At 61.1% G+C, this 25,127-nt stretch carries 21 protein-coding genes; 9 read left to right on the top strand and 12 right to left on the bottom strand.

The annotated features are described in order from the left end of the window. Nucleotides 1-156 precede the first annotated feature (156 nt). From ACQ4WO_RS09085 to ACQ4WO_RS09070, 4 genes are all read right to left on the bottom strand, one after another. The gene (locus ACQ4WO_RS09085; protein WP_128139607.1) at nt 157-1,032 is read right to left on the bottom strand and encodes a flagellin N-terminal helical domain-containing protein; all 876 of its coding nucleotides are present in this window, start codon (nt 1,030-1,032) and stop codon (nt 157-159) included. A gap of 244 nt (nt 1,033-1,276) precedes the next feature. Continuing rightward, nucleotides 1,277-2,152 carry a flagellin N-terminal helical domain-containing protein gene (locus ACQ4WO_RS09080; RefSeq protein WP_436481114.1) on the bottom strand — a complete coding sequence of 292 codons (876 nt, stop codon included), beginning with the start codon at nt 2,150-2,152 and terminating at the stop codon, nt 1,277-1,279. Nucleotides 2,153-2,295: 143 nt separating this feature from the next. Beyond that, a complete protein-coding gene (locus ACQ4WO_RS09075; protein ID WP_436481113.1) occupies nt 2,296-3,024 on the bottom strand; it encodes an LbetaH domain-containing protein in 729 nt (242 codons plus the stop codon). Nucleotides 3,025-3,145: 121 nt separating this feature from the next. Next, complete coding sequence (locus tag ACQ4WO_RS09070; RefSeq protein WP_436481112.1) at nt 3,146-6,355, bottom strand: tetratricopeptide repeat protein; 3,210 nt, start codon at nt 6,353-6,355, stop codon at nt 3,146-3,148. A gap of 273 nt (nt 6,356-6,628) precedes the next feature. Between ACQ4WO_RS09070 and ACQ4WO_RS09065 the strand changes: the two genes are divergently transcribed. Further along, nucleotides 6,629-7,291, top strand: a complete 663-nt coding sequence (locus ACQ4WO_RS09065; protein WP_436481111.1) for an acetyltransferase — start codon at nt 6,629-6,631, stop codon at nt 7,289-7,291. Nucleotides 7,292-7,365: 74 nt separating this feature from the next. Here the strand turns inward: ACQ4WO_RS09065 and ACQ4WO_RS09060 are convergent, their stop codons facing one another. After that, on the bottom strand, nt 7,366-9,042 hold the full coding sequence (locus ACQ4WO_RS09060) for an electron transfer flavoprotein-ubiquinone oxidoreductase (RefSeq protein WP_175444538.1): 1,677 nt from the start codon (nt 9,040-9,042) through the stop codon (nt 7,366-7,368). A gap of 264 nt (nt 9,043-9,306) precedes the next feature. On the opposite strand from ACQ4WO_RS09060, the gene ACQ4WO_RS09055 reads away from it, so the two are divergent. After that, complete coding sequence (locus ACQ4WO_RS09055; RefSeq protein ID WP_034752351.1) at nt 9,307-10,083, top strand: SDR family oxidoreductase; 777 nt, start codon at nt 9,307-9,309, stop codon at nt 10,081-10,083. On the opposite strand, the gene ACQ4WO_RS09050 is transcribed toward ACQ4WO_RS09055, so the two are convergent. Further along, on the bottom strand, nt 10,080-10,646 hold the full coding sequence (locus ACQ4WO_RS09050; protein WP_046684925.1) for a LuxR C-terminal-related transcriptional regulator: 567 nt from the start codon (nt 10,644-10,646) through the stop codon (nt 10,080-10,082). The genes ACQ4WO_RS09055 and ACQ4WO_RS09050 overlap by 4 nt on opposite strands. 147 nt (nt 10,647-10,793) lie before the next feature. On the opposite strand from ACQ4WO_RS09050, the gene ACQ4WO_RS09045 reads away from it, so the two are divergent. Further along, nucleotides 10,794-11,495, top strand: coding sequence for a CoA transferase subunit A (locus tag ACQ4WO_RS09045; RefSeq protein ID WP_436481110.1), 702 nt, complete (start codon nt 10,794-10,796; stop codon nt 11,493-11,495). Nucleotides 11,496-11,515: 20 nt separating this feature from the next. Beyond that, nucleotides 11,516-12,166, top strand: coding sequence for a CoA transferase subunit B (locus ACQ4WO_RS09040; protein ID WP_035818065.1), 651 nt, complete (start codon nt 11,516-11,518; stop codon nt 12,164-12,166). A 54-nt stretch (nt 12,167-12,220) separates the two neighbouring features. Here the strand turns inward: ACQ4WO_RS09040 and ACQ4WO_RS09035 are convergent, their stop codons facing one another. Together ACQ4WO_RS09035 and ACQ4WO_RS09030 are read right to left on the bottom strand one after the other, a co-directional pair. Further along, entirely contained in the window at nt 12,221-12,631 is a 411-nt protein-coding gene (locus ACQ4WO_RS09035; protein WP_139092776.1) for a DoxX family protein, read from the bottom strand. Nucleotides 12,632-12,865: 234 nt separating this feature from the next. Further along, a complete protein-coding gene (locus ACQ4WO_RS09030; RefSeq protein WP_223279167.1) occupies nt 12,866-14,203 on the bottom strand; it encodes a dicarboxylate/amino acid:cation symporter in 1,338 nt (445 codons plus the stop codon). 259 nt (nt 14,204-14,462) lie between these two features. Between ACQ4WO_RS09030 and ACQ4WO_RS09025 the strand changes: the two genes are divergently transcribed. The 3 genes from ACQ4WO_RS09025 to ACQ4WO_RS09015 are packed head-to-tail and all read left to right on the top strand — an operon-like array spanning nt 14,463 to nt 18,035. After that, nucleotides 14,463-15,344, top strand: coding sequence for an alpha/beta fold hydrolase (locus tag ACQ4WO_RS09025; protein ID WP_219328396.1), 882 nt, complete (start codon nt 14,463-14,465; stop codon nt 15,342-15,344). A 48-nt stretch (nt 15,345-15,392) separates the two neighbouring features. After that, the gene (locus tag ACQ4WO_RS09020) at nt 15,393-15,743 is read left to right on the top strand and encodes a RidA family protein (protein WP_034752339.1); all 351 of its coding nucleotides are present in this window, start codon (nt 15,393-15,395) and stop codon (nt 15,741-15,743) included. Between the two features lie 39 nt (nt 15,744-15,782). Beyond that, complete coding sequence (locus tag ACQ4WO_RS09015) at nt 15,783-18,035, top strand: RelA/SpoT family protein (RefSeq protein WP_436481109.1); 2,253 nt, start codon at nt 15,783-15,785, stop codon at nt 18,033-18,035. Nucleotides 18,036-18,130: 95 nt separating this feature from the next. Here ACQ4WO_RS09015 and ACQ4WO_RS09010 read toward each other — a convergent pair whose 3' ends face one another. The 3 genes from ACQ4WO_RS09010 to ACQ4WO_RS09000 all read right to left on the bottom strand — a co-directional run bounded on the left by ACQ4WO_RS09010 (nt 18,131) and on the right by ACQ4WO_RS09000 (nt 20,734). Further along, nucleotides 18,131-19,081, bottom strand: coding sequence for a cation diffusion facilitator family transporter (locus tag ACQ4WO_RS09010; RefSeq protein ID WP_436481108.1), 951 nt, complete (start codon nt 19,079-19,081; stop codon nt 18,131-18,133). Nucleotides 19,082-19,197: 116 nt separating this feature from the next. Continuing rightward, nucleotides 19,198-20,073, bottom strand: a complete 876-nt coding sequence (locus ACQ4WO_RS09005) for a pirin family protein (RefSeq protein ID WP_436481107.1) — start codon at nt 20,071-20,073, stop codon at nt 19,198-19,200. 61 nt (nt 20,074-20,134) lie between these two features. After that, nucleotides 20,135-20,734, bottom strand: a complete 600-nt coding sequence (locus tag ACQ4WO_RS09000) for an FMN-dependent NADH-azoreductase (RefSeq protein ID WP_102294713.1) — start codon at nt 20,732-20,734, stop codon at nt 20,135-20,137. Between the two features lie 115 nt (nt 20,735-20,849). Here ACQ4WO_RS09000 and ACQ4WO_RS08995 point away from each other — a divergent pair, with 115 nt between their 5' ends. Further along, entirely contained in the window at nt 20,850-21,755 is a 906-nt protein-coding gene (locus ACQ4WO_RS08995; protein ID WP_436481106.1) for a LysR family transcriptional regulator, read from the top strand. A gap of 19 nt (nt 21,756-21,774) precedes the next feature. Here ACQ4WO_RS08995 and asd read toward each other — a convergent pair whose 3' ends face one another. Beyond that, a complete protein-coding gene (gene asd, locus ACQ4WO_RS08990; protein WP_436481105.1) occupies nt 21,775-22,623 on the bottom strand; it encodes an archaetidylserine decarboxylase in 849 nt (282 codons plus the stop codon). A gap of 375 nt (nt 22,624-22,998) precedes the next feature. Between asd and ACQ4WO_RS08985 the strand changes: the two genes are divergently transcribed. Further along, nucleotides 22,999-25,080 carry a TonB-dependent receptor plug domain-containing protein gene (locus ACQ4WO_RS08985; protein WP_436481104.1) on the top strand — a complete coding sequence of 694 codons (2,082 nt, stop codon included), beginning with the start codon at nt 22,999-23,001 and terminating at the stop codon, nt 25,078-25,080. Nucleotides 25,081-25,127 lie beyond the last annotated feature (47 nt).

The following is a 25,127-nucleotide window of genomic DNA, read 5'->3' as shown; positions in this document are numbered from 1 at the left end:
CGGTGTTCTACCTTGTATAGGCGACTATGCCGGCAACATCGTTAAACGTGATGGCAATTTAGGTCAAGATGCCGGAAATACCAGAAACTGCAGACGAAAAAAAGCCAGACCGGAGTCTGGCTTCGAAGAGACTGGCCGCAAGCGGCCAAGCCGATATTATTGCAGCAGGGACATGACCATCGAGGACATGCTGTTGCTTTGTTTCAGCATCGCGGTGCCAGCTTGCAGCAGCATTTGCGACGACGTCATGTTCGAGCTTTCGGTAGCGAAGTCGGTGTCCATGATGCGGCCGGTAGCAGCTTTGGTGTTGGTGGCGATGTTCGACAAGTTGGTGTTGACGTGGTCCAGACGGTTAGCCGTCGCGCCCAGTGCCGAACGCACGGTGCTGACGCTGTCGATGGCGGTAGCCAGCAGGCCGATGGTGGCGTTGGCGGTAGCGGTCAGTTCCGTTGCGCCGGTCGATGCTGCCGACGAGAAGTTCTTGCTCAGGCCGGTCAGGGCTGCGTTCAGCGCGGTCAGGTTGCCGGAAACGTCGAAGCTCATTTTTTCCGTCGAGCTTGCACCGATCTGGAACGTCATCGAGGTCGACAGCGTGCCGGAGGCAGCAGCTGCGCCGTCGCCCAGCAGCTTGGTGCCGCCGAACGTAGTGTTGGTCATGACGTTGTACAGCTCTTGGCCCAGTGCGTTGTACTCGGCTTGCATGGCGATCTTGTCGTTGGCGGTCGACGAAGCATCGGAGGCTTGGGTAGCCAAGTCTTTCATGCGCACCAGCATGTTGGTGACTTCGGCGAACGCGCCTTCAGCCGTTTGCAGCAGCGAGGTGCTGTTTTGCGTGTTGTTCATCGCAACGGTCATGCCGCTGGTTTGTGCTTTCAGGCGGGTTGCGATTTGCAGGCCGGCAGCGTCGTCCATGGCCGAGTTGATGCGGAAGCCGGTGCTCAGGCGCGTCATCGAAGTCGACAGTTTGGATTGGGTATTCGAGATCGAATTTTGTGCCGACAGGGAGGCAGCGTTGGTGTGAAGGCTCAGCATGGTGTCATTCCTAATTGGGTGGTTACGGTGAGGAGCGACGGTTTATCTGCTCCTATCAGTACAAGACGACCGTGCCGCCACCTTAATTAAATGCTTTAAGGAAATTTTTTAAAATAAATGCTGTTTCTTGTTCCGCCGGCCCATTTTGCTGGTGTTGCGGCCGGTTTGCGCCAGCTGCAGACGAAAAAAAAGCCAGACCGGAGTCTGGCTTCGAAGAGACTGGCCGCAAGCGGCCAAGCCGATATTATTGCAGCAGGGACATGACCATCGAGGACATGCTGTTGCTTTGTTTCAGCATCGCGGTGCCAGCTTGCAGCAGCATTTGCGACGACGTCATGTTCGAGCTTTCGGTAGCGAAGTCGGTGTCCATGATGCGGCCGGTAGCAGCTTTGGTGTTGGTGGCGATGTTCGACAAGTTGGTGTTGACGTGGTCCAGACGGTTAGCCGTCGCGCCCAGTGCCGAACGCACGGTGCTGACGCTGTCGATGGCGGTAGCCAGCAGGCCGATAGTGGCGTTGGCGGTAGCGGTCAGTTCCGTTGCGCCGGTCGATGCGCCGCTCGAGAAGTTCGCGCTCAGGCCGCTCAGGGCGGTGTTCAAGGTCGACAGGTTGCCCGATACGTCGAAAGTCATTTTTTCGGTCGAGCTTGCACCGATCTGGAACGTCATCGACGTCGACAGCGTACCGTCGGCAGCGGCGCTACCTTTGCCCAGCAGCTTGGTGCCGCCGAACGTGGTGTTGGTCATGACGTTGTACAGCTCTTGGCCCAGTGCGTTGTACTCGGCTTGCATGGCGATCTTGTCGTTGCTGGTCGACGAAGCGTCGGCTGCCTGGGTTGCCAGATCCTTCATGCGCACCAGCATGTTGGTGACTTCGGCGAACGCGCCTTCAGCCGTTTGCAGCAGCGAGGTGCTGTTTTGCGTGTTGTTCATCGCAACGGTCATGCCGCTGGTTTGTGCTTTCAGGCGGGTTGCGATTTGCAGGCCGGCAGCGTCGTCCATGGCCGAGTTGATGCGGAAGCCGGTGCTCAGGCGCGTCATCGAAGTCGACAGTTTGGATTGGGTATTCGAGATCGAATTTTGTGCCGACAGGGAGGCAGCGTTGGTGTGAAGGCTCAGCATGGTGTCATTCCTAATTGGGTGGTTACGGTGAGGAGCGACGGTTTATCTGCTCCTACCAGTACAAGACGACCATCGCCTCCACTTTATTAAATGCCGTATGGAAATATATTTTTCCTTGCCTGAATGGCAAGGCTTCGGAACGCTCAGTCCGTCACGCCGCCGTGTTCCGCTTCCCATTGCTGGCGGCTGCTTTTCAGGATGTCGATGACCAGCAATGCCTTCGCTTCGTCGGCGCACAGGTCTTCCAAGAACATGGCGTTATTGTTGCGTACCCATTCCAGCGGCATTTCCCACCAGGCCAGTTCCAGCAGGGCGGCACGGACTTTTTCCGTGAAGCGGTGGCGGATCAGGCGCGCCGGCGAGCCTGCATAAATGCCATAGGGTTCCGAGCGGAAATTCGGTGGCAGCAGCGAGCGGGCGCCGATGACGCAGCCGTTTTCGATCACGCTGCCGCCCAGCACCATCACTTCGTCGCCGATCCAGACATCGTTCTTGATCACCGTGTCGGCATACTGTGGCGGTGGCGCATTTTTCAATCCGCCGCCGAGGATCGACAGCATGTACGTCGAGACCGTGCGCATTTCATGCTGGCCATTGAGGATGAAACTCAGGCGCGAGCCGCCGGCCACATAGCGTCCGACGCACAGGCTTTGCTGTCCGCTGTCATATTTCACCAGCGAACCGACGCCGAAACAGGAGCCGCGCCCGATGTAGAAGTGGCCGTCCTCCGGTTCCTGGTCCAGCCAGTTGCGGAAAAATTGATGGGGCAGGGTGCTGATGGCGCCATCAGCGTAGCCCAGTACCGTGAATTGGGCCGACCAGGGATGGTTTTCGGCCACGCCGGAAAAATTGGTTTCGGTGGAAATTTGCATCAGGCGATGTTCCGTATTACTTCTTGTTGCGCCAGATCGTTTCCAGATACGGCAGGAAATCCTCCAGCGGCAGCAGCAGGGGCTGGGTGACATGCACGGGTTTGTTTTTTTTGCGCGCTCATCATAATCCGATCGGCGGGTTGGGTACGGCCACGGGTGCTTCGAACGAGACGGGCGGCAAGCCTTCGCACCAGCGTTGCCAGATGATGCGCAAGCCATTTTCCAGGCCTTCCGTGATCAGCTTGGGTTTGCCCAGGACGGAACGTTCCAGGCGGTGCCGCATGCTGAAGCGGTAGGCGCCCAGCAACATCGGATTGGCCGCCATGGCCACGCTCTTGCGCACCAGATCCTCTTCGTCGGTGGCGATAAAGTCATCGAGTTCGACCTGGCGCAAGATCATGTTGCCGGCGCGGCTAGGCATGGTGGGGCCTGCCGTCGTCAGCGTGGGCACGCCCATCCACAGCGCATGCAGGGTCGTCGTGCTGCCGCAATACGGGAAGGCATCGAGGCACACGTCGATGCGGTGATGGATGGCCATGAATTGCGCCATGCCCGTGCGTCCTTCGAAGGTCAGGCGCTCCGGCGCAATGCCTTCTTCCGCGAACCAGGCCGCCAGTTGTGGCGGCGCTTCCGATTTCGGCATGGCCGCCACTATCATTTTGGAGTCGGGGACGGCGCGCAGCACCCTGGCCCAGCGCGCGATGACCTGGCGATTGATTTTATTGGTGCGGTTGAAGCTGCCAAACGTGATGTAGCCATTTGTCAATACAGGCGCGGGCTGGACGCTGGGCGCCAGCTTGGACGGCAGGAAGGGCACGCAGGCGGGCAGCAGCAGCAGTTTCTCGGAGAATTGGTCGCCCAATTCGTCCGGTGGCGTGAAGTGCTGATCGCCCAGATAGTAATCGATCGATTGCAGTCCCGTCGTGAGCGGGTAGCCGATCCAGCTGGCCTGGACAGGGGCGGGCTTGGCGGCAAACATGAGCAGCCGGTTCTTGCCGGTGTGGCCGGACAAATCGATCAGGATGTCGATGCCATCGTCGCGGATCAGCTGGCCCAGGTCAGGATCGGACAGGTGTTCCACCTGGCGCCAGTGGGGAATGACTTCCCGCAGGCGCTCCGTGATGTCGTCATTACACGGATTGTTGTGGTAGGCATACAGCGACAACTGGGCGTCATCGGCGATATTTTCCAGTATCGGAATGAGAAAGTGCGGCACCGGGTGGTTGTGCAGGTCGCCCGACACGAAGCCGACTTTCAAGGTGCGCAGCGGGTCGCGGCTGTTGCTGTGCTCCCCGCGTCCTTTGGCGATATGCGTTTCAAAGGTGTCACTGAAGCGCCGATGCTCGGCAAAGAGTGCCTGGGGATCGATCTCGGTGCTATGCGACAACAGGAACAGGTAGTTGCTGAACAGGGTTTCCCACAGCGGGCAGACGGCCAGGCCCTTGCGGCAGGTTTCAATCGCTTCTTCTATCCTGCCGATATTGCTGAAAGTGGCGCTGATATTGACGTAGGCGTCACGATAGTCGGGATTGATTTCCAGTGTCTTGTGGTAGCAATCGAGCGCCAGCAGCGGCTCGTTCATGAGCACGTAGCAATTGCCGAGCGCAAAGTAAGCGCGCTCGAATGCGGGGTCGATAGCGAGCGCGGCCAGATACGTCTGCTTTGCGTGTTCCAATTGTTTCTGCGCCTGTCGCGTCGAGCCCAGGTTGCACAGCGCCGAGATGTTTTTCGGTTCCAGTTCCAGTGCGCGCTCATAGGCGGCGGTGGCAGCGTCGTATTGCTCCAGCTCTTGCAGGGCGACGCCCATGTGGTTGTGCGTTTCGCTATCGTCGGAATCGAGTTCCAGGGTGCGGCGGTATGCCTCCACCGCGAGCGGATAGCGCTTGATGGTGCTGTAGTAATCGGCCAGCTGCCTGTGGTTCGCGGCGTTGCCGGGAGCCAGGTCGATGGCTTGCTGGAAATACTTCAGGGCATTGTCATGGTCTTCGGCGGCGCCGTAGGCGATGGCGAGCTGGCCGCAGGCTTGCGCGTCGTCCGGCCGCAGGCGCAGCACTGTTGCGCAGTACTCGATGGCGGCCGTGTAATTCTTTTGTTTGCATTGAAGCAATCCCAGATGGCTCAGCGCCTGGGTGAAGTCGCCATTGAGCGCGATCGCCTGTTCATACGCGGCGATGGCTTCTTCTGGCCGCTCCAGCGACTGGAGGGCGCGTCCCAGGTTGTTGTGCAGCTTGGCGTCGTCGGGATGCAATTCGATGGCGCGGCGGTAGCTGGCCACGGCACCCGCGTAGTCTTCGGCCTCATGCAGTGCCGCGGCCAGATTGGCGTGCGCCGCCGTGGTGTGGGGCGCCAGTTGCAGCACGGCCCGGTAGCTGACGATGGCCGCTTGCCATTGCTGCAAGTCCTGCTGGGCGTTGCCCAGATTCAGATAGATGTCAGCATCGCCCGGCAGCAGGGCCAGCGCGCGTTGATAGCACGCGATGGCTTCGGCGCTGCGCTGCATCGCTTGCAGTGTATTGCCGAGATTGAAATGGCCCTTGGCGTAATCGGGACGCAGCGCCAGCGCTTGCCGGTACGCCTGTTCGGCCTGCTCCAGCTTGCCTTGCGCCTGCAGGGCCGCCGCCAGGTTGCCATGCGCCTCGACAAAGTCCGGATTCAGCTCCAGCGCGCGGGTATAGCTGTCGATCGCCTGGTCGTACATGCCCCGTTCCTGCCATGCGGTGCCCAGGTTGCCATGCGCTTCGGCATCGTTGGGCGCCAATTGCGCGGTTTTTTGCAGGGCCTCGAACGCATCCTTGCCCTGTAATTGCAGGGCGGTGCCTAGCACGCTCCAGGCAAAATCGGAATCGGGATAGCGCTGCGTCAGGGCGTGGCTGGCCGCTTCCAGTTCGGCATGGTGGCCGGCTTGATACAGCGCAATGACGTGCTGCGTTTCCTGCGCTGTCGGCGTGCTGGCGATCGCCGTTTCGATGCGGCTGCGCAAGCCTTGCGACTGTTCGTTGTCGAGACCGCGCGTGATGGCCGCCGTGACGATCTCCAGCGCCTGTTCGCGTTCGCCCGCCTTGAGCAAGCCATCCGCATACGACAGCCAGAACTGGCCTTCGTCGGGGTTCACCGACAGCGCCTTGTGCAGATACGGCAAGCCTGCCTGGTATTGCCCGACTTGTCCCGCCAGCAAGCCCATATTGTGGTTGGCGATGGCGTGATACGGCTGCGCCTGCAAAATCGCCAGGTAAAGTTCTTCCGCCTCGGCATAACGGCCAGCCTGATGTTCGGTGATTGCCTGCTGCAATTCGGCGTCGAGGGACACTGCGGGGAGGGCGTTTGCGTTCATGGGCGGAGGGAATGGGAAATGGTTAGCAGAGGGAATTGTAACTGTTGGAAGTGCTTCTGAGAAACTTTCCATGTGGAATTTATCCAGGAATGCTGTCGCAATGCAAACTTGGTGTTGCTGGCTGGTCAAAGCGCGGGAAAAAGTGGCTGTTTTAAAAACTTTGCCGTCGGCTGGATGGGATATCTTGCGCCGGGCTGCTGGTATGATGGCTGGGATTGGCGCCGTCCTTGCGGGATGGCCGCTGCCCGGTATCGTTCACTTTTCAGCTCAGATATGCAAAACATTTTAATCATTGGCTCATCCGGCCACGCGAAGGTCGTCATCGACGTCGTCGAACGGCAGGGGCTCTTTCGTATCGCCGGCTTGATCGATGCGTTCCGAACGGTCGGCGAGGAAACCTCGGGCTATCGCGTCCTGGGCGCCGAGTCCGATCTGCCGGTCCTGGTGGAGCAGCTGGCCGTGGCAGGAGTGCTGGTGGCCATCGGCGATAACTTCGTGCGGTCAAGCGTGACCGCCCGCGTGGCGGCATTGTGCCCGCAATTGCCCTTCGTCAGCGCCGTGCATCCGCAGGCAAGCGTCGCCAGGACCGTGCGTATCGGCGCGGGCAGCGTGGTGATGGCGGGGGCGGTGATCAATCCCGGCTGCGAGGTCGGGCACGGTTGTATCGTCAATACGCGCGCCTCGCTCGATCACGATTCCGTGATGGAAGCATTTTCCAGCCTGGCGCCTGCCGCTGCGACGGGCGGCGGCTGCTTCATCGGCACGTGCAGCGCCTTGGGCATGGGCGCCTTGCTGCTGCAGCGCATGCGCATAGGCAGTCACAGCGTGGTCGGTGCCGGTGCCGTGGTGACGCGGCCCGTGGCCGAGCTGTGCGTCAGCTATGGCACGCCGGCAAAAACGATACGCAGCCGCCTGGCTGGCGACAAGTATCTGTAAGCCCACGGCAGCCGCAGCAGGGCAGCGCTACCGGCTGCGGTAGCGCTGTTGCGGCGGCATGCCGGGCGACGTGCTTACATGTTCGGATAGTTCGGGCCGCCGCCGCCTTCCGGTGTCACCCACACGATGTTCTGCGTCGGATCCTTGATGTCGCAGGTCTTGCAGTGTACGCAGTTCTGCGCATTGATCTGCAGGCGTTCGGCGCCATCGTCGTTCTTTACGAACTCGTACACGCCGGCGGGACAGTAACGGGCTTCCGGACCCGCATACGTGGCCAGGTTGACATCGACGGGCACGCTGGCGTTCTTCAACGTCAGGTGGATGGGCTGGTCTTCCGCGTGGTTCGTGTTCGAGATGAACACGGACGACATCTTGTCGAAGGTCAGCTTGCCATCGGGTTTCGGATACACGATCTTTTTCGACTGGGCGGCCGGTTTCAGGCATTCGTGGTCGCCATGCGAGTGGTGCAGGGTCCACGGCGCCTTGCCGCGGAAGATCAGCTGGTCGATGCCCGTCATCAGACTGCCCAGGTACAAACCTTTCGACAGCCAAGGCTTGACGTTGCGCGCCACGTGCAGCTCTTCATGCAGCCACGATTTTTCAAAGGCGACAGGGTAGCTCGTCAGTTCGTCGTGCTGGCGCTGTTCGCCCAGCGCGCCGAAGGCCGCGTCCGCCGCCAGCATGCCGCTCTTGATGGCCGCGTGGCTGCCCTTGATGCGGCTCATGTTCAAAAAGCCCGCATCGCAGCCGATCAGCGCGCCGCCGGCAAACACCAGTTTCGGCAACGATTGCAGACCGCCGGCCGCGATCGCGCGCGCGCCGTAGGAAATACGCTTGCCGCCTTCGAAGAACTTGCGGATTTCCGGATGCGTCTTGTAGCGCTGGAATTCCTCGTACGGCGACAAATACGGGTTTTCGTAGTTCAGTCCGACCACGTAGCCGACCATCACCTGGTTGTTTTCCAGGTGGTACAGGAAGGAGCCGCCATAGGTTTTCGTGTCCAGCGGCCAGCCGCTCGAGTGGATCACCAGGCCAGGCTTGTGCTGGGCCGGGTCGATTTCCCACAATTCCTTGATGCCGATGCCGTACGACTGAGGATCCTTGCCGGCGTTCAAGTCATACTTGGCCATCAACTGCTTGCCCAGGTGGCCGCGCGCGCCTTCGGCGAACAGCGTGTACTTGGCGTGCAATTCCATGCCCAACTGGAAGTCGGGACCCGGTTCGCCGTCGCGCTTGACGCCCATGTTGCCGGTCGCCACGCCTTTCACGGAGCCGTCGTCGTTGTAGAGGATTTCCGCGGCAGGGAAGCCCGGGAAGATTTCCACGCCCAGGTTTTCCGCCTGCTGGCCCATCCAGCGCACCACATTGCCCAGGGAGACGATGTAGTTGCCGTGGTTTTCAAAGCAGGCCGGCACGGCGAAGCCCGGCGTTTTATACGCTTTCGTTTCGGTCAGGAACAGGATGCGGTCTTCCGTCACTTCCGTGTTCAGGGGCGCGCCCAGTTCTTTCCAGTTCGGAATCAGTTCCGTGAGCGCTTTCGGATCCATGATGGCGCCCGACAGGATATGTGCGCCCAGTTCGCCGCCTTTTTCCAGCACGCAGACGGACACTTCCTGGCTCTTTTCAGCGGCCAGCTGCTTCAGGCGGATCGCTGCGGCCAGGCCTGCGGGGCCACCGCCGACGATCACCACGTCATACTCCATGGTTTCGCGCGGTCCGTACTGTTCAACTAAGTTATTAGGCTGTGTCATGGTCTCGATTTATAGTCACTCAATTAGGTAGCAAGGATAGGGAATAAAGCATCATCGGGGAAATTTAAGCACGAGTGTGCTTGTTTTTGACGAGGATTGCAACTTTGGCGCCATTTTGCGTGACATTGCCCCTCGCCGCAATCTAAATCCGGCCATTTTGTGTAATGATGGCGTTTACTTTTGCTCGAGTGCGCTGCGGGGGAATTTGCCCGATTGCCATAGGCACGGCGTAAAGTGTTGTCTAAAATAAAACAGGAGTAGCTCGTGGGCATAGAAGTCAATTTCGAGGGCAAGATTGCCCTGATTACCGGCGCATCGAGCGGCCTCGGCGCGCGCTTTGCAAAAGTGCTGGCCCAGGCCGGCGCACAGGTCGTGCTGGCGTCGCGCCGCACCGAACGCCTGAAGGAATTGCGCGCCGAAATCGAGGCGGACGGCGGCGCCGCGCACGTGGTGTCGCTCGACGTGACCGACTTCGCCAGCATCAAGTCGGCCATCGCGCATGCGGAAACGGAAGCGGGCCCCATCGATATCCTCGTCAACAATTCAGGTGTCTCCACCACGCAACGCCTGGTCGACGTCACGCCCGAAGATTACTCGTTCGTGATGGACACCAATCTGCGCGGTTCGTTCTTCGTCGCCCAGCAAACGGCCAAGCGCATGATCGCGCGCGCCAAGGGCGACCCGAAGAAACAGCACCGCATCATCAATATCGCCTCGATGGCGGGCTTGCAGGTGCTGCCGCAGATCGGCGTGTATTGCATGAGCAAGGCGGGCATGGTGCACATGACGCGCGCCATGGCCGTGGAGTGGGGCAAATACGGCATCAACACGAACGCCATCTGCCCCGGCTATATTTCCACGGAAATCAATGAAGATTACTTTGCCACCGAGCAGGGCAAGAAGCTGATCGAAATGCTGCCCAATAAACGTCCGGGCAAGCCGGAAGACCTCGATGGGCTGTTGCTGCTGCTGGCGGGCGAGGATTCGCACTTCATCAACGGTGCCATCATTTCCGCTGACGGTGGCATGAGTACCTTCTAGCGCTGCAGCTGCAGCCCCACCAGCTTGTGCACCAGCTCGGACGACGTCGATGCGGCGAACTTGCGCATCAGCTTGGCGCGGTGCATTTCCACCGTGCGGGGGCTGAGGTCGATCTGGCGGGCGATGACCTTGCTGGTCTTGCCTTCCACCAGCAGGGCGGCGATTTCGCGCTCGCGCGGGGTCAGTTCCGCCGTCACGGGACGTTTCTCGCTGACATCCTCGAACGTCCAGATGCCCGGCCCCAGCGGTTCCTTCGGCAGCATGGCGTGGCCCGTGACGTGGCACCAGAACAATTCTCCATTGCTGCGGCGCATGATGCGCTCGTCCGAATAGCGTCCCTTGGCGTTCATGATGGGGATGATGCGGTCACCGGTGCGCAGGAATTCGTCGTGCGTGGGGTAGAGTACTTCGAACGACTGGTCGTCCAGCTGGGCGCGCGCATAGCCGAACATGGCCGCCAGCGCTTCGTTGCAGCTGCGCATGATGCGGTTTTCCGACATGCACATGCCCACGGGCGCGTGCAGGAAGATGCTTTCATAATCGATGGCTGACGCGGCGTTCATCTGATACGTATCACTCTCACAGGGGGATTGCCGGCACGGCGCCGGTAGTTCTACGGTATTGTACTTTCCACTCGCGTATTTTATGCTGAGTCGCTGCCTGAGTCATGGACTCAAGACCAAAGCTTAACAAAAGATAGAGGGACACCCATGAATAAAGTTTATCCTGACGCCGCCTCGGCGCTGGCCGGTATCGTCCAAGATGGCCAGACCATCGCCGTCGGCGGCTTCGGCCTGTGCGGCATTCCCGAAGCCCTGATCGGCGCCTTGCGCGATTCGGGCGTGACGGGCTTGACGGCCATTTCGAATAACGCGGGCGTGGACGGCTTCGGCCTGGGCCAGCTGTTGACCACGCGCCAGATCAAGAAAATGATCGCCTCCTACGTGGGTGAAAACAAGGAATTTGCGCGCCAGTACCTGGCTGGCGAGCTGGAACTGGAATTCACGCCGCAAGGCACCCTGGCCGAAAAACTGCGCGCCGGCGGCGCTGGCATTCCCGCCTTCTTCACCAAGACGGGCGTGGGCACCATCGTTGCCGATGGCAAGGAGCTCCGCGAATTCGACGGCGAGCACTACGTGATGGAACGCAGCCTCGTGGCCGATGTGTCGCTGGTCAAAGCCTACATGGCCGACCGCGCGGGCAATTTGGTCTACCGCAAAACGGCGCGCAATTTCAACCCGAACGTGGCCATGGCCGGCAAGATCACCATCGTCGAAGTGGAAAAACTGGTCGAAGTGGGCGAGATCGACCCGGACCAGGTCCACACGCCGAGCATTTTCGTGCACCGCATCGTGGTCAACGCGAACCCGGAAAAACGCATCGAGCAGCGCACCGTGCGCACTGAAGCATAAAAAAGAATACGGAGATTATTATGGCTTGGACACGTGACGAAATGGCCGCGCGCGCGGCAAAGGAATTGCAGGATGGCTTTTATGTGAACCTGGGCATCGGCTTGCCGACCCTGGTCGCCAACTATGTGCCGGAGAACATCGAAGTATTCCTGCAGTCGGAAAACGGTTTGCTGGGCATCGGCCCGTTCCCGACCGACGCGGAAGTCGATGCCGACCTGATCAACGCGGGCAAGCAGACGGTGACGGCCTTGCCCGGCGCCGCCTACTTCAGCTCGGCCGATTCGTTTGGCATGATTCGTGGTGGCAAGATCAACCTGGCCATCCTGGGCGCCATGCAAGTGTCCGAAAAGGGCGACCTGGCGAACTGGATGATTCCAGGCAAGATGGTCAAGGGCATGGGCGGCGCGATGGACCTCGTCGCCGGCGTCAAGCGTGTCGTCGTGCTGATGGAACACGTGGCCACCGCCAAGGATGGCACGACGTCGCACAAGCTGCTGAAACAGTGCGACTTGCCGCTGACGGGCGTGGGCGTGGTTGACGTCATCATCAGTGACCTGGGCGTCATCGACGTGACGGAAAACGGCCTGAAGCTGGTGGAACTGGCGCCGGGCGTGACCAAGGAACAGGTACAGGCGGCCACGGGCGCGGAACTGGACGTCTCCGCCGTGTAAGCCAGGCGGATCGTCGTATCGAAGCAGGGCGGACAGCGATGTCCGCCCTTTTTTTTATGCGCCAGCCTTGCCGCGCAATGCGTCCAGGCTGTAGGCGCCGGCGCCCGCTGCCGCGAAGTACAGGAAAGTGAAGCAATACATCACGGCCATTTCGCCGCCGTTCAGGATCGGCAGGAAACCGGCTGGCGCATGCGCCATGAAATAGGCGGCCGCCATCTGTCCCGACAGGATGAAGGCGACGGGGCGCGTGAACAGGCCCACCAGCAGCAAGGTGCCGCCGACCAGCTCGATGACGCCGGCCGCGCCCATCACGGAAAACAGTTGCAAGCCATCGAACATGGCCACGTGCGGCGCGCCGAACAGCTTGGCCGTGCCGTGTTGCAGGAAGAGAAAGCCGAGGATGATGCGCAGCAAGCCCAGCAAGCGTGGGCTCCAGGTGGCGTAAAAGGCGGGCGAGAGGGACATGCGTGCTCCATTCAAAAGTGAGGATGGTTCGGTGTCAGGCTTGCATTAACGCAATGTCATTATGCGGGAGCTTGACGGCGAACAGGTGACAGTACTGTAATAGTTTTTCATTCATTGATCATCGTGATAAATATTGATGCATGATTTACTGTGTATTGATGATTCGAGAAGCGCGCGCACAATGAAAAAAGCCCCGCAGATCGCTCTGCGGGGCTTTGCAATGGAGAGTACGGCTTACTTGACGATATTCACGGCTGGCGCGACATACGCGTCTTCGGTCGGGTGGGTGGGGTGGGCCAGCTCGCTATGCAGCTTGTCCATGTCCAGTTCTTTTTCCCATTTCGACACGACGATGGTGGCCACGCCGTTGCCCACAAAATTCGTCAGCGCGCGGCATTCGCTCATGAAGCGGTCGATGCCCAGGATTAGCGCCATGCCGGCCACGGGGATCGTCGGCACGACGGCCAGGGTCGCGGCCAGGGTGATGAAGCCGGCGCCCGTGATACCGGACGCGCCTTTCGAAGTCAGCATTGCCACACCCAGGATGGTCAGTTCCTGCCAGATGGTCAGTTCCGTGTTGGTGGCTTGCGCCACGAACAGGGCGGCCATGGTCATGTAGATATTGGTGCCGTCCAGGTTGAACGAGTAGCCGGTCGGCACGACCAGGCCGACGACTGGCTTGGAGCAGCCCAGGCGCTCGAGTTTTTTCATCAGGGCCGGCAGGGCCGATTCCGACGAGCTGGTACCGAGCACGATCAGCAGTTCTTCCTTGATGTACAGCAGGAAGCGGCCGATCGAGAAGCCCGTGTACTTGGCGATCAGGCCCAGCACGATGAAGACGAACAGGAAGCAGGTCAGGTAGAAGGAACCCATCAGCTTGGCCAGCGGAATCAGCGAAGCCAGGCCGTATTTGCCGATGGTAAAGGCCATCGCGCCGAACGCGCCGATCGGAGCGACTTTCATGATGATGTTGACCATGCCGAAAATGGCATGCGACAGTTCGTCGATCAGCTTGGTGACCGGACGGCCGCGCTCGCCCAGCAGGGACAGCGAAAAGCCGAACAGGATGGCGATCAGCAGCACTTGCAGGATGTCGCCCTTGGCGAAAGCGTCGACGAAGGTTTTCGGGATGATGTTCATCACGAAGTCGATGGTCGACATGCCTTCGGCATGCGTATATTGCGCGATCGACTTGGCGTCCAGGTGGGCCGGATCGGCGTTGAAGCCGGCGCCCGGTTTGAGGATGTTAGCAACCAGCAAGCCGATGGCCAGCGCGAAGGTGGAGACCACTTCAAAGTACAGCAGCGCTTTGCCGCCCACTCGGCCGATTTTCTTGACGTCCTGCATGCCGGCGATGCCGGAGACCACGGTACAGAAGATCACCGGGGCGATGATCATCTTGATCAGTTTGATAAAGCCGTCGCCCAGCGGTTTCATGTCGACGGCGTTGGAAGGGTAGAACACCCCCAGCAGCACGCCGGCCACGATGGCGAACAGCACCTGTACATACAGGATTTTATAGAATGGTTTTTTCACGAGTGGTCTCCTCTTGCGGGTTGATGCTGCGATCATCCGCGCATTGCCAGGCCGGCTCAATTGTGGATAACCGCAGATATGCATTTTCGCTATATCGGGTATTGCGCCATGGCGAGCGTGCCAGTAGTGTGTTGCGGCGCAGCATTTCAGGCGCGCGCTTGGAGCATTGCCCGCGCTGCGCTACACTGCCGTAGCGTCGCACGCGAGGCAACCGGCAAATCGCCGGTTTCTTTGTTTTTTACTACCAAATAACGACGCCGGACAAAACCGTAGCTCCGGTGTTATAAGGAATCGCATGATCGAAGCGAGCATCAAATCCGTGCAGTGCATCTCCCCCGCAGGCTTGCATACCATGTCCTACAAGGAGTGGGGCGCTGCCGATAATCCGAACGTGCTCGTCTGCGCCCATGGCGTGACGCGCGTGGCGGACGATTTCGACAACCTGGCGCGCGCCATGGCCAGCGATTACCGCGTGATCTGCCCCGACGTGGTGGGCCGCGGGCGCTCGGGCTGGCTGGCCAATCCGCAGTTCTACCGCGTGCCGCAATATGTGAGCGACATGGTGACCCTGCTGGCGCGCGTGCTGGCCAATGGCGAGCGCCAGACGGTGGACTGGTTCGGCACGTCGATGGGCGGCCTGATCGGCTTGGGCCTGGCATCGTTGCCGCACAGCCCGATCAGCAAGCTGGTCCTGAACGATATCGGCCCGACCCTGGCGCCCGAAGCCCTGCAGCGCATCGGCGACTACATCGGCCAGGATTTGCGCTTCGAAACCTTCGAGCAGGGCGCCAAGTTCGTGCGCGACGTGTCCGCCAGCTTCGGTCCGCACACGGACGCGGAATGGCATAAACTGGCGGTCGATGTGTTGCGGCAAGATAAGGATGGCCACTGGCGCCGCCACTATGATATGGGACTGGCCATGCCGTTCCGCTCGGCCACGCCGGAATCGGCGGCCAGCGACGAAGCGATGCTGTGGGCCGCGTATGATGCCGTGCGCTGCCCGACTCTGCTGGTGCGCGGCTCGGAATCCGATCTGCTGTCGCACGAAACGGCCACGCGCATGCTCGGTCGCGGCCCGAAGGCGGAACTGGTGGAAATCGCCGGCGTGGGCCATGCGCCCACTTTCGTCCACGACGACCAGATCGCCATCGCCCGCAAGTTTTTGCTGGGCAAGTAACACAGGTAATACGCTGTACAGATTTTTGAAACAACCGAAAGAAGAAGCATGGAAATTACACGACTGCACGTAGGCAAACGCCTCTCCGAAGTAGCGATACACAACAACACCATCTACCTGGCTGGCCAGATCGCGGAAGACACCACGCAAGGCATCGTCGGCCAGACGCGCGAAGTGCTGGGCCACGTCGACCGTTTGCTGATGGAAGCAGGCAGCGACAAGACTTGCATCCTGTCGTGCCAGATCTACATCGCCGACATGAAGGATTTCCCCGGCATGAATGAAGTGTGGGACGACTGGGTCGCCTCCGGCCACACGCCGCCGCGCGCCACGGTGGAAGCGAAACTGGCCAATCCGGCATGCCTGGTTGAAATCGTCGTCATCGCTGCAGAACGTTAAGTTTTCAAGTTGTTCAGTCATCAAGTTTAAAGGTAATACATGGTTTCCATCTCGGCCCCGAATAGCGCCACATCGGAACAACTGGTAGAGGGCTTGAGTGCGCCGGACTGCGCGCGCGTGCTGGACGCGCTCGCTTATGCCACCGAAGCGTATGGCGACAAGCAGACCTTTGCCGGCCGCTCCGCGCTCGAGTTCGCCATCGGCGTGGCCACCACCTTGGCTTTCCTGCGCAGCGATGCGGAAACGCGCATCGCCGGCCTGATGTTCGAGCTGACCCTGCTGGAGCCGGATACGGCGGCCGACATCGAGCCCCGCTTCGGCAAGCAGGTGTGCGACCTGGCAACAGGCGTGCGCCAGCTGATCCGCTTGCGCGCGCTGACCCAGGCACAGCACGGCAGCGCTGGCGGGCGCGGCAAGAATGCGGCGCAGCAAGCCGTGGCCCAGGTGGAAACCTTGCGCAAGATGTTGCTGGCGATGGCTTCCGACATGCGTGTCGTGCTGGTGCGCCTGGCCGCCTGCGTGACGACCTTGCGTTACTTTGCCGACTTGAAGCTGTTCAACGAAATGACGTGTGAGTACGGCAAGGAAACCCTGGATCTGTACGCGCCGCTGGCCAACCGCCTCGGTATCTGGCAGCTGAAGTGGGAACTGGAAGACTTGTCGTTCCGCTTCATCGAACCGGAAGCGTATAAACGCATCGCCAAGATGCTGGAAGAAAAGCGCATGATGCGCGAGGGCTTCGTGTCCTCGGCGATTTTGCGCCTGCAGACGGAACTGGCTTCGGCCGGTATCCAGGCGGAAGTATTTGGCCGCCCGAAACACATTTACAGCATCTGGAACAAGATGCGCGGCAAGGAGCTCGATTTCACGGCCCTGTACGACGTGCGCGCCTTTCGCGTCATTGTTGCCGACGTGAAAACCTGCTACACGGTGCTGGGCGTGGTCCACAATATCTGGACCCCCATCCCGAAAGAATTCGACGATTACATTTCGCGGCCGAAACCAAACGGTTACCAGTCGCTGCACACGGTGGTGACGGCCGAGGATGGCCGCCCGCTGGAAGTGCAAATCCGCACGAATGAAATGCACAGCTTTGCCGAATACGGCGTGGCCGCGCACTGGCGCTACAAGGAAGAGGGCGGCTCGAACTTTGCCGGCCAGAAATACGACGAAAAGATCGCCTGGCTGCGCCAGCTGCTGGCCTGGAAAACGGAGGTGGCAGACGCCGTCGTGGGCCAGGAAGAAATCCAGCGCGAATGGGTGGAAAAGCTCAAGTCCGCCACCCTGGACGACCGCATCTTCGTTATGACGCCGCAAGCGCGCGTGCTGGAATTGCCTGTGGGCGCGACGCCCGTCGATTTTGCCTACCACCTGCACACGGACGTGGGCCACCGCTGCCGCGGCGCCAAGGTCGACGGCATCATGGTGCCCCTGAATACCCAGCTGAAAAACGGCCAGACCTGCGAAATCATCACGGCCAAAGGCGCGCCGGGCACGGCCGGACCGTCGCGCGACTGGCTCAGCGCCGGCTACGCCGTCAGCACGCGCACGCGCTCGAAAATCCGCGCCTGGTTCCACGCGATCGACATGCAGGAAACCCTGGCCCACGGCCGCACGCTGGTGGAAAAGTCGCTGCAGCGCGAAGGCAAGACGGCCGTCAACCTTGAGGCGCTGGCGCAAAAGCTGGGTTTTGCCAAAGTCGACGAGCTGTTCCTGTCGGTGGGCAAGGATGAATTCAGCCTGCGCCACGTGGAGCAGGCGCTGCACGACAATGGCGAAGTGGTGGTGCCGGAAGACGCCGTGCTGGTCGGTAAAAGCCGCGCTTCCAGCGTGGAGCAGGGCGCCAAGTCCGGCGTACTGGTGGTGGGCACGGAAGGCCTCATGACCGTGCTGGCCAAGTGCTGCAAGCCGGCGCCGCCGGACAGCATCGTCGGTTTTGTCACGCGCGGCAAGGGTGTTTCCATCCACCGCGCCACCTGCAAGAATTTCGAGGAAATGCGCGCCAAGTCGCCAGAGCGCGTGATCTTCACGGAGTGGGGCAGCACGGGCGGGCACGACACCGTGTATCCGGTCGACATCTTTATTCTCGCCGGCGACCGCCAGGGCTTGCTGCGCGACATCTCCGAAATCTTCTCGCGCGAAAAGATCAACGTCATCGGCGTCAACACCCAAAGCGCCAAGGGCCAGGCCCGCATGACCTTTACGGCCGAGATCAGCTCGACGGCGCAGTTGTTGAAGGCGCTGAATGTGATTAAGGATGTCAGTGGTGTTCTTGAGGCACGCAGAAGTTAGTGTACTTTGGGGTCTGTCGCTGCGCGATCGCATTGCGCCCCATTGGGACGCAATGCCCCGGCGGGTCTGACCCCGGTCTTTGCCGTTGGGTTCAATTAATGCGTCTTGTCACCCTGATGTAACCCCGCCATCGCCGCCGTCTCCGGCTGCAGAGTGATGTGGTCTATCCCATGCTTACTCAGTAACATCTTCTTGATCGCCCGCAATACCTTCGGCCAATGGTCGAGGTGTTCGATTTCCACGTGGCCGATCAGGGCCGGCTGGCCGGGCGACATGTCCCACACATGCAGGTCGTGCACGGCAATGACGCCGTCCACTTGTTCCACGTCCGCACCCACCTGGATGTAGTCGATGTGCACGGGCACGCCTTCCATCAGGAAGTGATAGGACTCTTTCAATACCCCGAACGTGGATTTCAGGATCAGCAGGGACACCAGCACCGACAGCAATGGGTCGATCTGCATCCAGCCCGTGAAGTAAATCACGGCGCCGGCGACGATGGCGGCGACCGAGCCGAGCAAGTCGCCCATCACGTGCACGAGGGCGGCGCGCGTGTTCACGCTTTGCTTGTCTTTCGACAAGACCCACGCCACCACCAGGTTGATGGCCAGGCCGATGAAGGCGACGATGAAGACCATGCCGCCTTGCACGGTTTGCGGGGCGGAAAAGCGCAGCACGGCTTCATAGCAGATCCAGCCCACGACGCACAGCATGGCCAGGCCGTTGACGAAGGCGGCCAGCGCTTCGGCGCGGCCAAAGCCGAACGAGTGGCGCGGCGACGGCGGACGGCGGGCGATCAGCTGCGCCAACAGGGCCAGGCCCAGCGCGGCCGCATCCGTGACCATGTGGCCCGCGTCGGAAATCAGGGCCAGCGAATTGGACAGGAAACCGGCCGCCACCTCGATGCCGGCAAACGACAGGGTCAGCCCCAGCGCCCACGCGAGGATGCTCTGGCTGCGCCCCTCGAACGAGTGGGTGTGCTTGGCGTCGCCTTTCAGGTGGGCGTGCAAATGGGTGGCGTCGTGTTCGGTGTGCGTCGGCTGCATGGAATGCTTTGTGAAATGAGGTTGCCGTCAGTGTAATTGAAAAGCAACAAAATAGTCGGCACGAAAAAAACCTGCAGGCCGCGAGGCACTGCAGGTTTTACCTGGAGCAAATAATTTTACTGCGCCGCCGTCTCGCCAAACTTTCCTTCGCGGAAATCCTGCACGGCCTGGAACACTTCCGCCTGGGTATTCATGACGAACGGGCCGTATTGCGCGATCGGTTCGTTCAAGGGCTGGCCGGCGACGAGGATCACGCGGCCGCCTTGCGGTGCCTCGATGCGTACGCCGTCGCTGCCCGGCGTGTTGGCGAAGATGGCCATGCGCAGGGCGGGCACGGCCTTGCCGTCGACCTGCACTTCGCCACGGAACGTGTAGATGAAAGCGTTATGGCCTGGCGGCAGCGGCTGCTCGAAGCTGGCGCCGGCTGGCAAGTCGATATCGAGGTATAGCGGTTCCGTCAGCTCGCGCTGCACGGCGCCCGTCACGCCATGGCTCTCGCCGGCGATCACTTGCACGTCCACACCAGCGTCCGTCGTGTAGCGGGGGATTTCGCTGCTCGTGAAATCGCGGTACCACGGCGTGCGCATCTTGTCGCGCGCGGGCAGGTTCAGCCACAGCTGAAAACCTTCCATCACGCCTTCCTCCTGCTCCGGCATTTCCGAGTGGATCACGCCGCTGCCGGCCGTCATCCATTGCACGCCGCCCGACGTCAGCAAGCCTTCGTTGCCCGCGCTGTCCTTGTGGCGCATGCGCCCCGTGATCATGTACGAGACCGTTTCAAAGCCGCGGTGCGGATGCTCGGGGAAGCCGGCGATATAGTCGTTCGGCTTGTCGCTGGCGAAATTGTCGAGCATCAAAAACGGGTCGAGACGGCGCTGCAGCTGCTGCGTCAGCACGCGGTTGATCTTTACGCCGGCGCCATCCATGACGGCCTGGCCGGCGATCACGCGCTCGACGGCGCGTGGCTTGTTGACGGTGGTGATGTCGCTCATTGTGTTCTCCTGTTTGGGGTCAGACCCGCCGGGTCTGACCCCTTGTTGCGGCAGTCAGCTATTACACCAGGATGGCGTTGATCTCGGCATCCGCCTGGGCTTGTGCCTTGGCCACGGCTTCCGGACCCATGCCCATGCCTTCCGAATACACGTATTGCACGTCGGTCATGCCCAGGAAGCCGAACATGGTGTTCAGGTAAGGCACCTGGCTATCGTTGGCGCTGTCGCGGTGTAAGCCGCCGCGGGACAGGCCCACATAGACTTTCTTGCCGCTCAGCAGGCCAACTGGGCCGTTTTCCGTGTACTTGAAGGTGACGTTGGCGCGGGCAATCGCATCGAACCAGCTTTTCAGTTGCACGGTGATGCCGAAGTTGTACATCGGCGCGCCGATGACGATCACGTCAGCTGCTTGCACTTGCGCAATCAGCGCGTCGTCCAGGGCGATGCGGGCCGCTTGCTCCGGCGTGCGCTTGTCCGCTGGCGTGAACAGCGCTTGCAGGGTTGGCTCGTCGAGCACAGGGTGCGGTGCGGCAGCGAGGTCGCGGCGGACGAGGGCGGCGCCAGGGTTGGCCGCTTGTACGCGGGCGACGATGGCGTCAGCCAGGCGGGTCGAGGCGGAACCGGTGCTGCGGGCGCTGGAATTGATTTGCAGGATGTTCATCTTGTTTTCTCCGTTGTGAGGTGTCTTGCGATGGATGAACTATAGCAATTCCAAAATTGATGCGGAAGCCGTTAAAATGGATAACATTAATCCACCAATGGAACAATGAAGTTGTATGAATATCGATCCCGGAGATTTGCTGCTGTTTGCCAGAGTCGTCGAATGCGGCAGTTTCAGTCGTGCCGCCGTGCGCGTGGACTTGCCCAAGTCGACCCTGTCGCGGCGCATCTCGCTGCTGGAAGCGAAATTGGGCGAACGGCTGCTGCTGCGTACGACGCGCAAGCTGGCGCTGACGGAGTTTGGCGCCAGCCTGCTCGAGCACGCGCGCAAGGTAGTCGAGGAAACGGAGGCGGCCGGCGCCCTGGCGCAGCACCGCCAGGCCGGGCCCAGCGGCTTGCTGCGCATTTCCATGCCGGCCGATTTCGGCGACACCCTGATGCGCCAGGTGCTGGCCGAGTTCGTGCGCCGCTATCCTGCCATTTCGCTGGAACTGGACTTGTCGGCGCGCCGCGTGGATTTGCTGGAAGAAAATTTTGACCTGGCCATCCGCATGGGCAACTTGCCTGACGACGCCAGCCTGTCCGCGCGTCGCGTGGCCTTCAGCACCCTGGCACTGTATGCCTCGCCGCAATACACGAGCGTGCACGGCTTGCCCGAGCATCCCGACGATCTGTACGGCCACGATCTGCTCAGCTTGCCACGGGCCGTGCATGGCCTCGTGCATTGGACTTTGATCCGCGGCAAGACGACGTGGGAGCGCGATCTTCCAGTGCGCCTGCTGGCCAATTCGCCGGAATTGCTGGTGCGCATGGCCTGCACGGGCGTGGGCATCGCGGCCAGCACGGACCGCTTTGCCAAGGCCTATGTGGCGACGGGGGAATTGGTGCGCGTGCTGCCGGAGTGGAGTTTCCCGCTGGTCACGGGTTGGGCCGTGTTTCCCGGCCGGCGTTTGATGCCGGCCAAGACGCGCGCGTTTCTCGATCTGATGGAGGAGATGTACCAGACTGACGCGCCCGTCTAGGGGCGCGCGTCCGGATGCCTTACTTGGGCAGGTTGCCCATGACTTCGCCCAGTTGCACGGGGCCGGCCGGCTGCCAGTTGGCGTTGAATTGCACGGTGTCTTTCGGGAACAGCATGACGACGGTGGAGCCGAGCAGGAAGCGGCCCAGTTCTTCGCCCTGTTTCAGTACGACATTGTCGTTCGCATAGCTCCAGTCGCGCACCTGGCCCGTGCGGGGCGGGTTGACGACGCCGTGCCAGACGGTGGCCATGCTGCCGACGATGGTGGCGCCGACCAGGGTCATGACGAAGGGGCCGTTGGCCGTGTCGAACACGCAGACGACGCGCTCGTTGCGGGCGAACAGGCCGGGAATGCCGCGCGCCGTCGTCGGGTTGACGGAGAACAATTCACCGGGCACATAGATCATGCGCGTCAAACGGCCATCGCACGGCATGTGGATGCGGTGGTAGTCGCGCGGGCTCAGGTACAGATTGGCGAAGCTGCCGTGTTCGAACTGGGCCGCCAGGGCCGCATCGCCGCCGACCAGGGCCGTGGTGCTGAAGTTGTGGCCCTTGGCCTGGAAGATCTGGTCCTTGTCGATGATGCCGAACTGGCTGATACGGCCATCGACGGGGCAGATGTAGTCGGCCTGGGCCAGCGGACGGGCATCGGGGCGCAATGCGCGCGTGAAAAAGTCGTTGAAGCTTGTGTAGTGCGTGATGTCCGGGTCCAGCGCCTCATCCATGTTGACGTTGTAACGGCCGACGAACCAGCGGATCAAACGCGTAGTCATGGCGCCGCCTTTGGCACCGGCGATCCGGCCGGCAAAGTTGGTCAACGCTCCTTTTGGAAGCAGATATTGAGGCAGGACGGCAAGACGGTCAGACACGATGGGAAGCCTTTGACGGGGTGATGGGAACAATGGTGAAAACGCATTATAGCGGCGATGTGGCGCGCAATGATATGCGCCGTATGCAAGGGTGCGTATCGCAGCCCGCCGCCGAATTTAATTTGCTGTAAGAAATATTTTCAGGAAACTGCGCCGCTCGGAAAAAATTGCAGCACAATACAGCGGCCTGTTTTTTAGCTTTTAGCCATTTTTATTCAGCCAACTTTTTTCAGCCAGGTCATGATGCCACGCCGTTGCCTCCGCCTTACCGTTGTTTGTTCCGCCGTTTTACTTGCCTGGAATGCCCAAGCCCAGCAGTCCGAAGTGCCAGCCGACGCTGCTGTCACCGCCGCACCGCTGAAGGCCGAGAAGCCCATGCAAACCGTCGAAGTCAAGGGCAGCGGCTATGATCCGCGCCGCGACGATACGGCCAGCAAGATGGTCGTCGGCAGCGAGGAGATCCTCAAGTATGGCGACACGAATGTCACCGACGTGCTCAAGCGCTTGCCCGGCATTACCGTCTCCGGCGCGGCCGGGCGCTCAGGTGGCGAAATCCGCATGCGCGGGCTGGGCAGCGGCTATACGCAGATACTGCTCAATGGCGAGCGGGCGCCGGCCGGTTTTTCGCTCGATACCCTGTCGCCCGACGTGATCGAGCGCATCGAAATTCTGCACGCGGCCAGCGCCGAGTACAGCACGCAATCGATCGCCGGCACCATCAACGTGGTGCTCAAGAAAGCCGTGAAGACGGCGCAGCGCGAGCTCAAGCTGGGCGTGCAGGGCAGCGATGTGAGCTTTTCGCCCAGCGTCAACGTGCAACTGTCCGACCGCGACGGCAATTTCTCGTATTCGATGGCCGGCTCGCTGTTCCGCTACGACTACCATTACGACAATCCCGGACTGGAACTGGGCTACGCGCCCGGCGGCCGGCAAAACCTGCTGCGCCGCACGAACGGCACGGGTGATGGCCGTCCGGAAGGCATCAATCTGTCGCCGCGCCTGAACTGGGTGCTGGCCAACGGCGACAATGTGACGGCGCAATTCTTTTTCAATGGCGGGCGCTCGAATCACCGCAACTTCAGCCGGGCGGAAACGGAGCAGGGCGTGCGTCCCGACTACGATACCAACACGGGCAGCTCAAGCAACCACAACGCCTTCGGCCGCAGCGACCTGACGTGGATGCATAAGCTGGCCGGCGGCGCCAAACTGGAACTGAAAATCGGCGCCTCGGCCGCCCGCAATACGTCCGACAGCCTGCAGCAAGGTTTTATCGACGGCAGCGGCCTGGCGCTCGAGCGCAAGGTGGGCGTGAAGGCGACGGAAAACGGCGTCAGTTCGACGGGCAAATATTCGTCGCCCTTGCTGCCCGGCCATGCCTTGTCGATGGGCTGGGATGGCGCCTACACGGAGCGCGACGAAACGCGCCGGCAGCGCGAAGCGGCGCTGGCTGCCTTGGGCGCGCGTCCGCCCATCAACAGCGACGAAGGTTTCGACGCCACCATCAAGCGCCTGGCCCTGTTTGTGCAGGACGACTGGGAAATCACGCCGCGCTGGTCGATGTATGCGGGCGTACGCTGGGAAGGCATCGATACGCGCAGCGCGGGCGATACCTATGACGAAGTGAACCAGCGCACCAGCGTGTGGAGTCCGCTGCTGCAAACGCTGTGGAAGCTGCCCGATACCAAGGGCGACCAGGTACGTTTGGCCCTGACGCGCACCTACAAGGCGCAGCCCACGGCGAGCCTGATTCCGCGCCGCAATACCTCGACCAACAATAGCCAGACGGATCCTGATCGCGAAGGCAATCCCTACCTGAAACCGGAGCTGGCGCTGGGCATCGACGCCTCGTACGAGCACTACTGGGCCGAAGGCGCCTTGCTCAGCGCGCGCGCCTCGGCCCGCCGTATCGATGGCTATACGCGCCAGGGCTTGCTATTCATCAATGATCGCTGGGTATCGACGCCCGTCAACGATGGCCGCGCCAATACTCAGACATTGGAACTGGAAGCGAAGTTCCCGCTGCGCGCCGTGCTGGCTGCGCCCGTGCCGGCCATCGACTTGCGCGCCAGCATCAGCCGCAACTGGTCGCAGGTGGAGCAGGTGCCGGGACCGAACAACCGGCTCGACCAGCAGACCCCCGTCAGCGGCAACTTCGGTCTCGACTACAAGACGCCGGACGGCGTGCTGACGATGGGCGGCAGCTTCAACTTCCGCAATGGCGGCCCCGTGCGCATCACAGAGCGCCAGAGCGCCTACACCTCGCCGCGGCGCGACGTCGACATTTATGCGCTGTGGAAATTCGATGCAAAGAACCACCTGCGTCTGGCCGTGTCGAACTTGCTGGCGCAAGACTTCGAAAGCACCACCACGTATGCGGACGCCAGCGGCACGATAGCCCGCAACAGCATTTCGCCGAGTTCGCCGCAGGCGCGCGCGACGCTGGAAATGAAGTTCTGAGCGCGCTGTTTCTATACTGAAAACCCCGGCCGGCATCCCCGCTGGCC

It is taken from the genome of Janthinobacterium aestuarii (genome assembly GCF_051380835.1).
In the GTDB taxonomy this organism is placed as follows: domain Bacteria; phylum Pseudomonadota; class Gammaproteobacteria; order Burkholderiales; family Burkholderiaceae_D; genus Janthinobacterium; species Janthinobacterium aestuarii.
The sequence above is the reverse complement of the archived record's forward strand: the minus strand, read 5'-3'. Positions and strand labels throughout refer to the sequence as shown.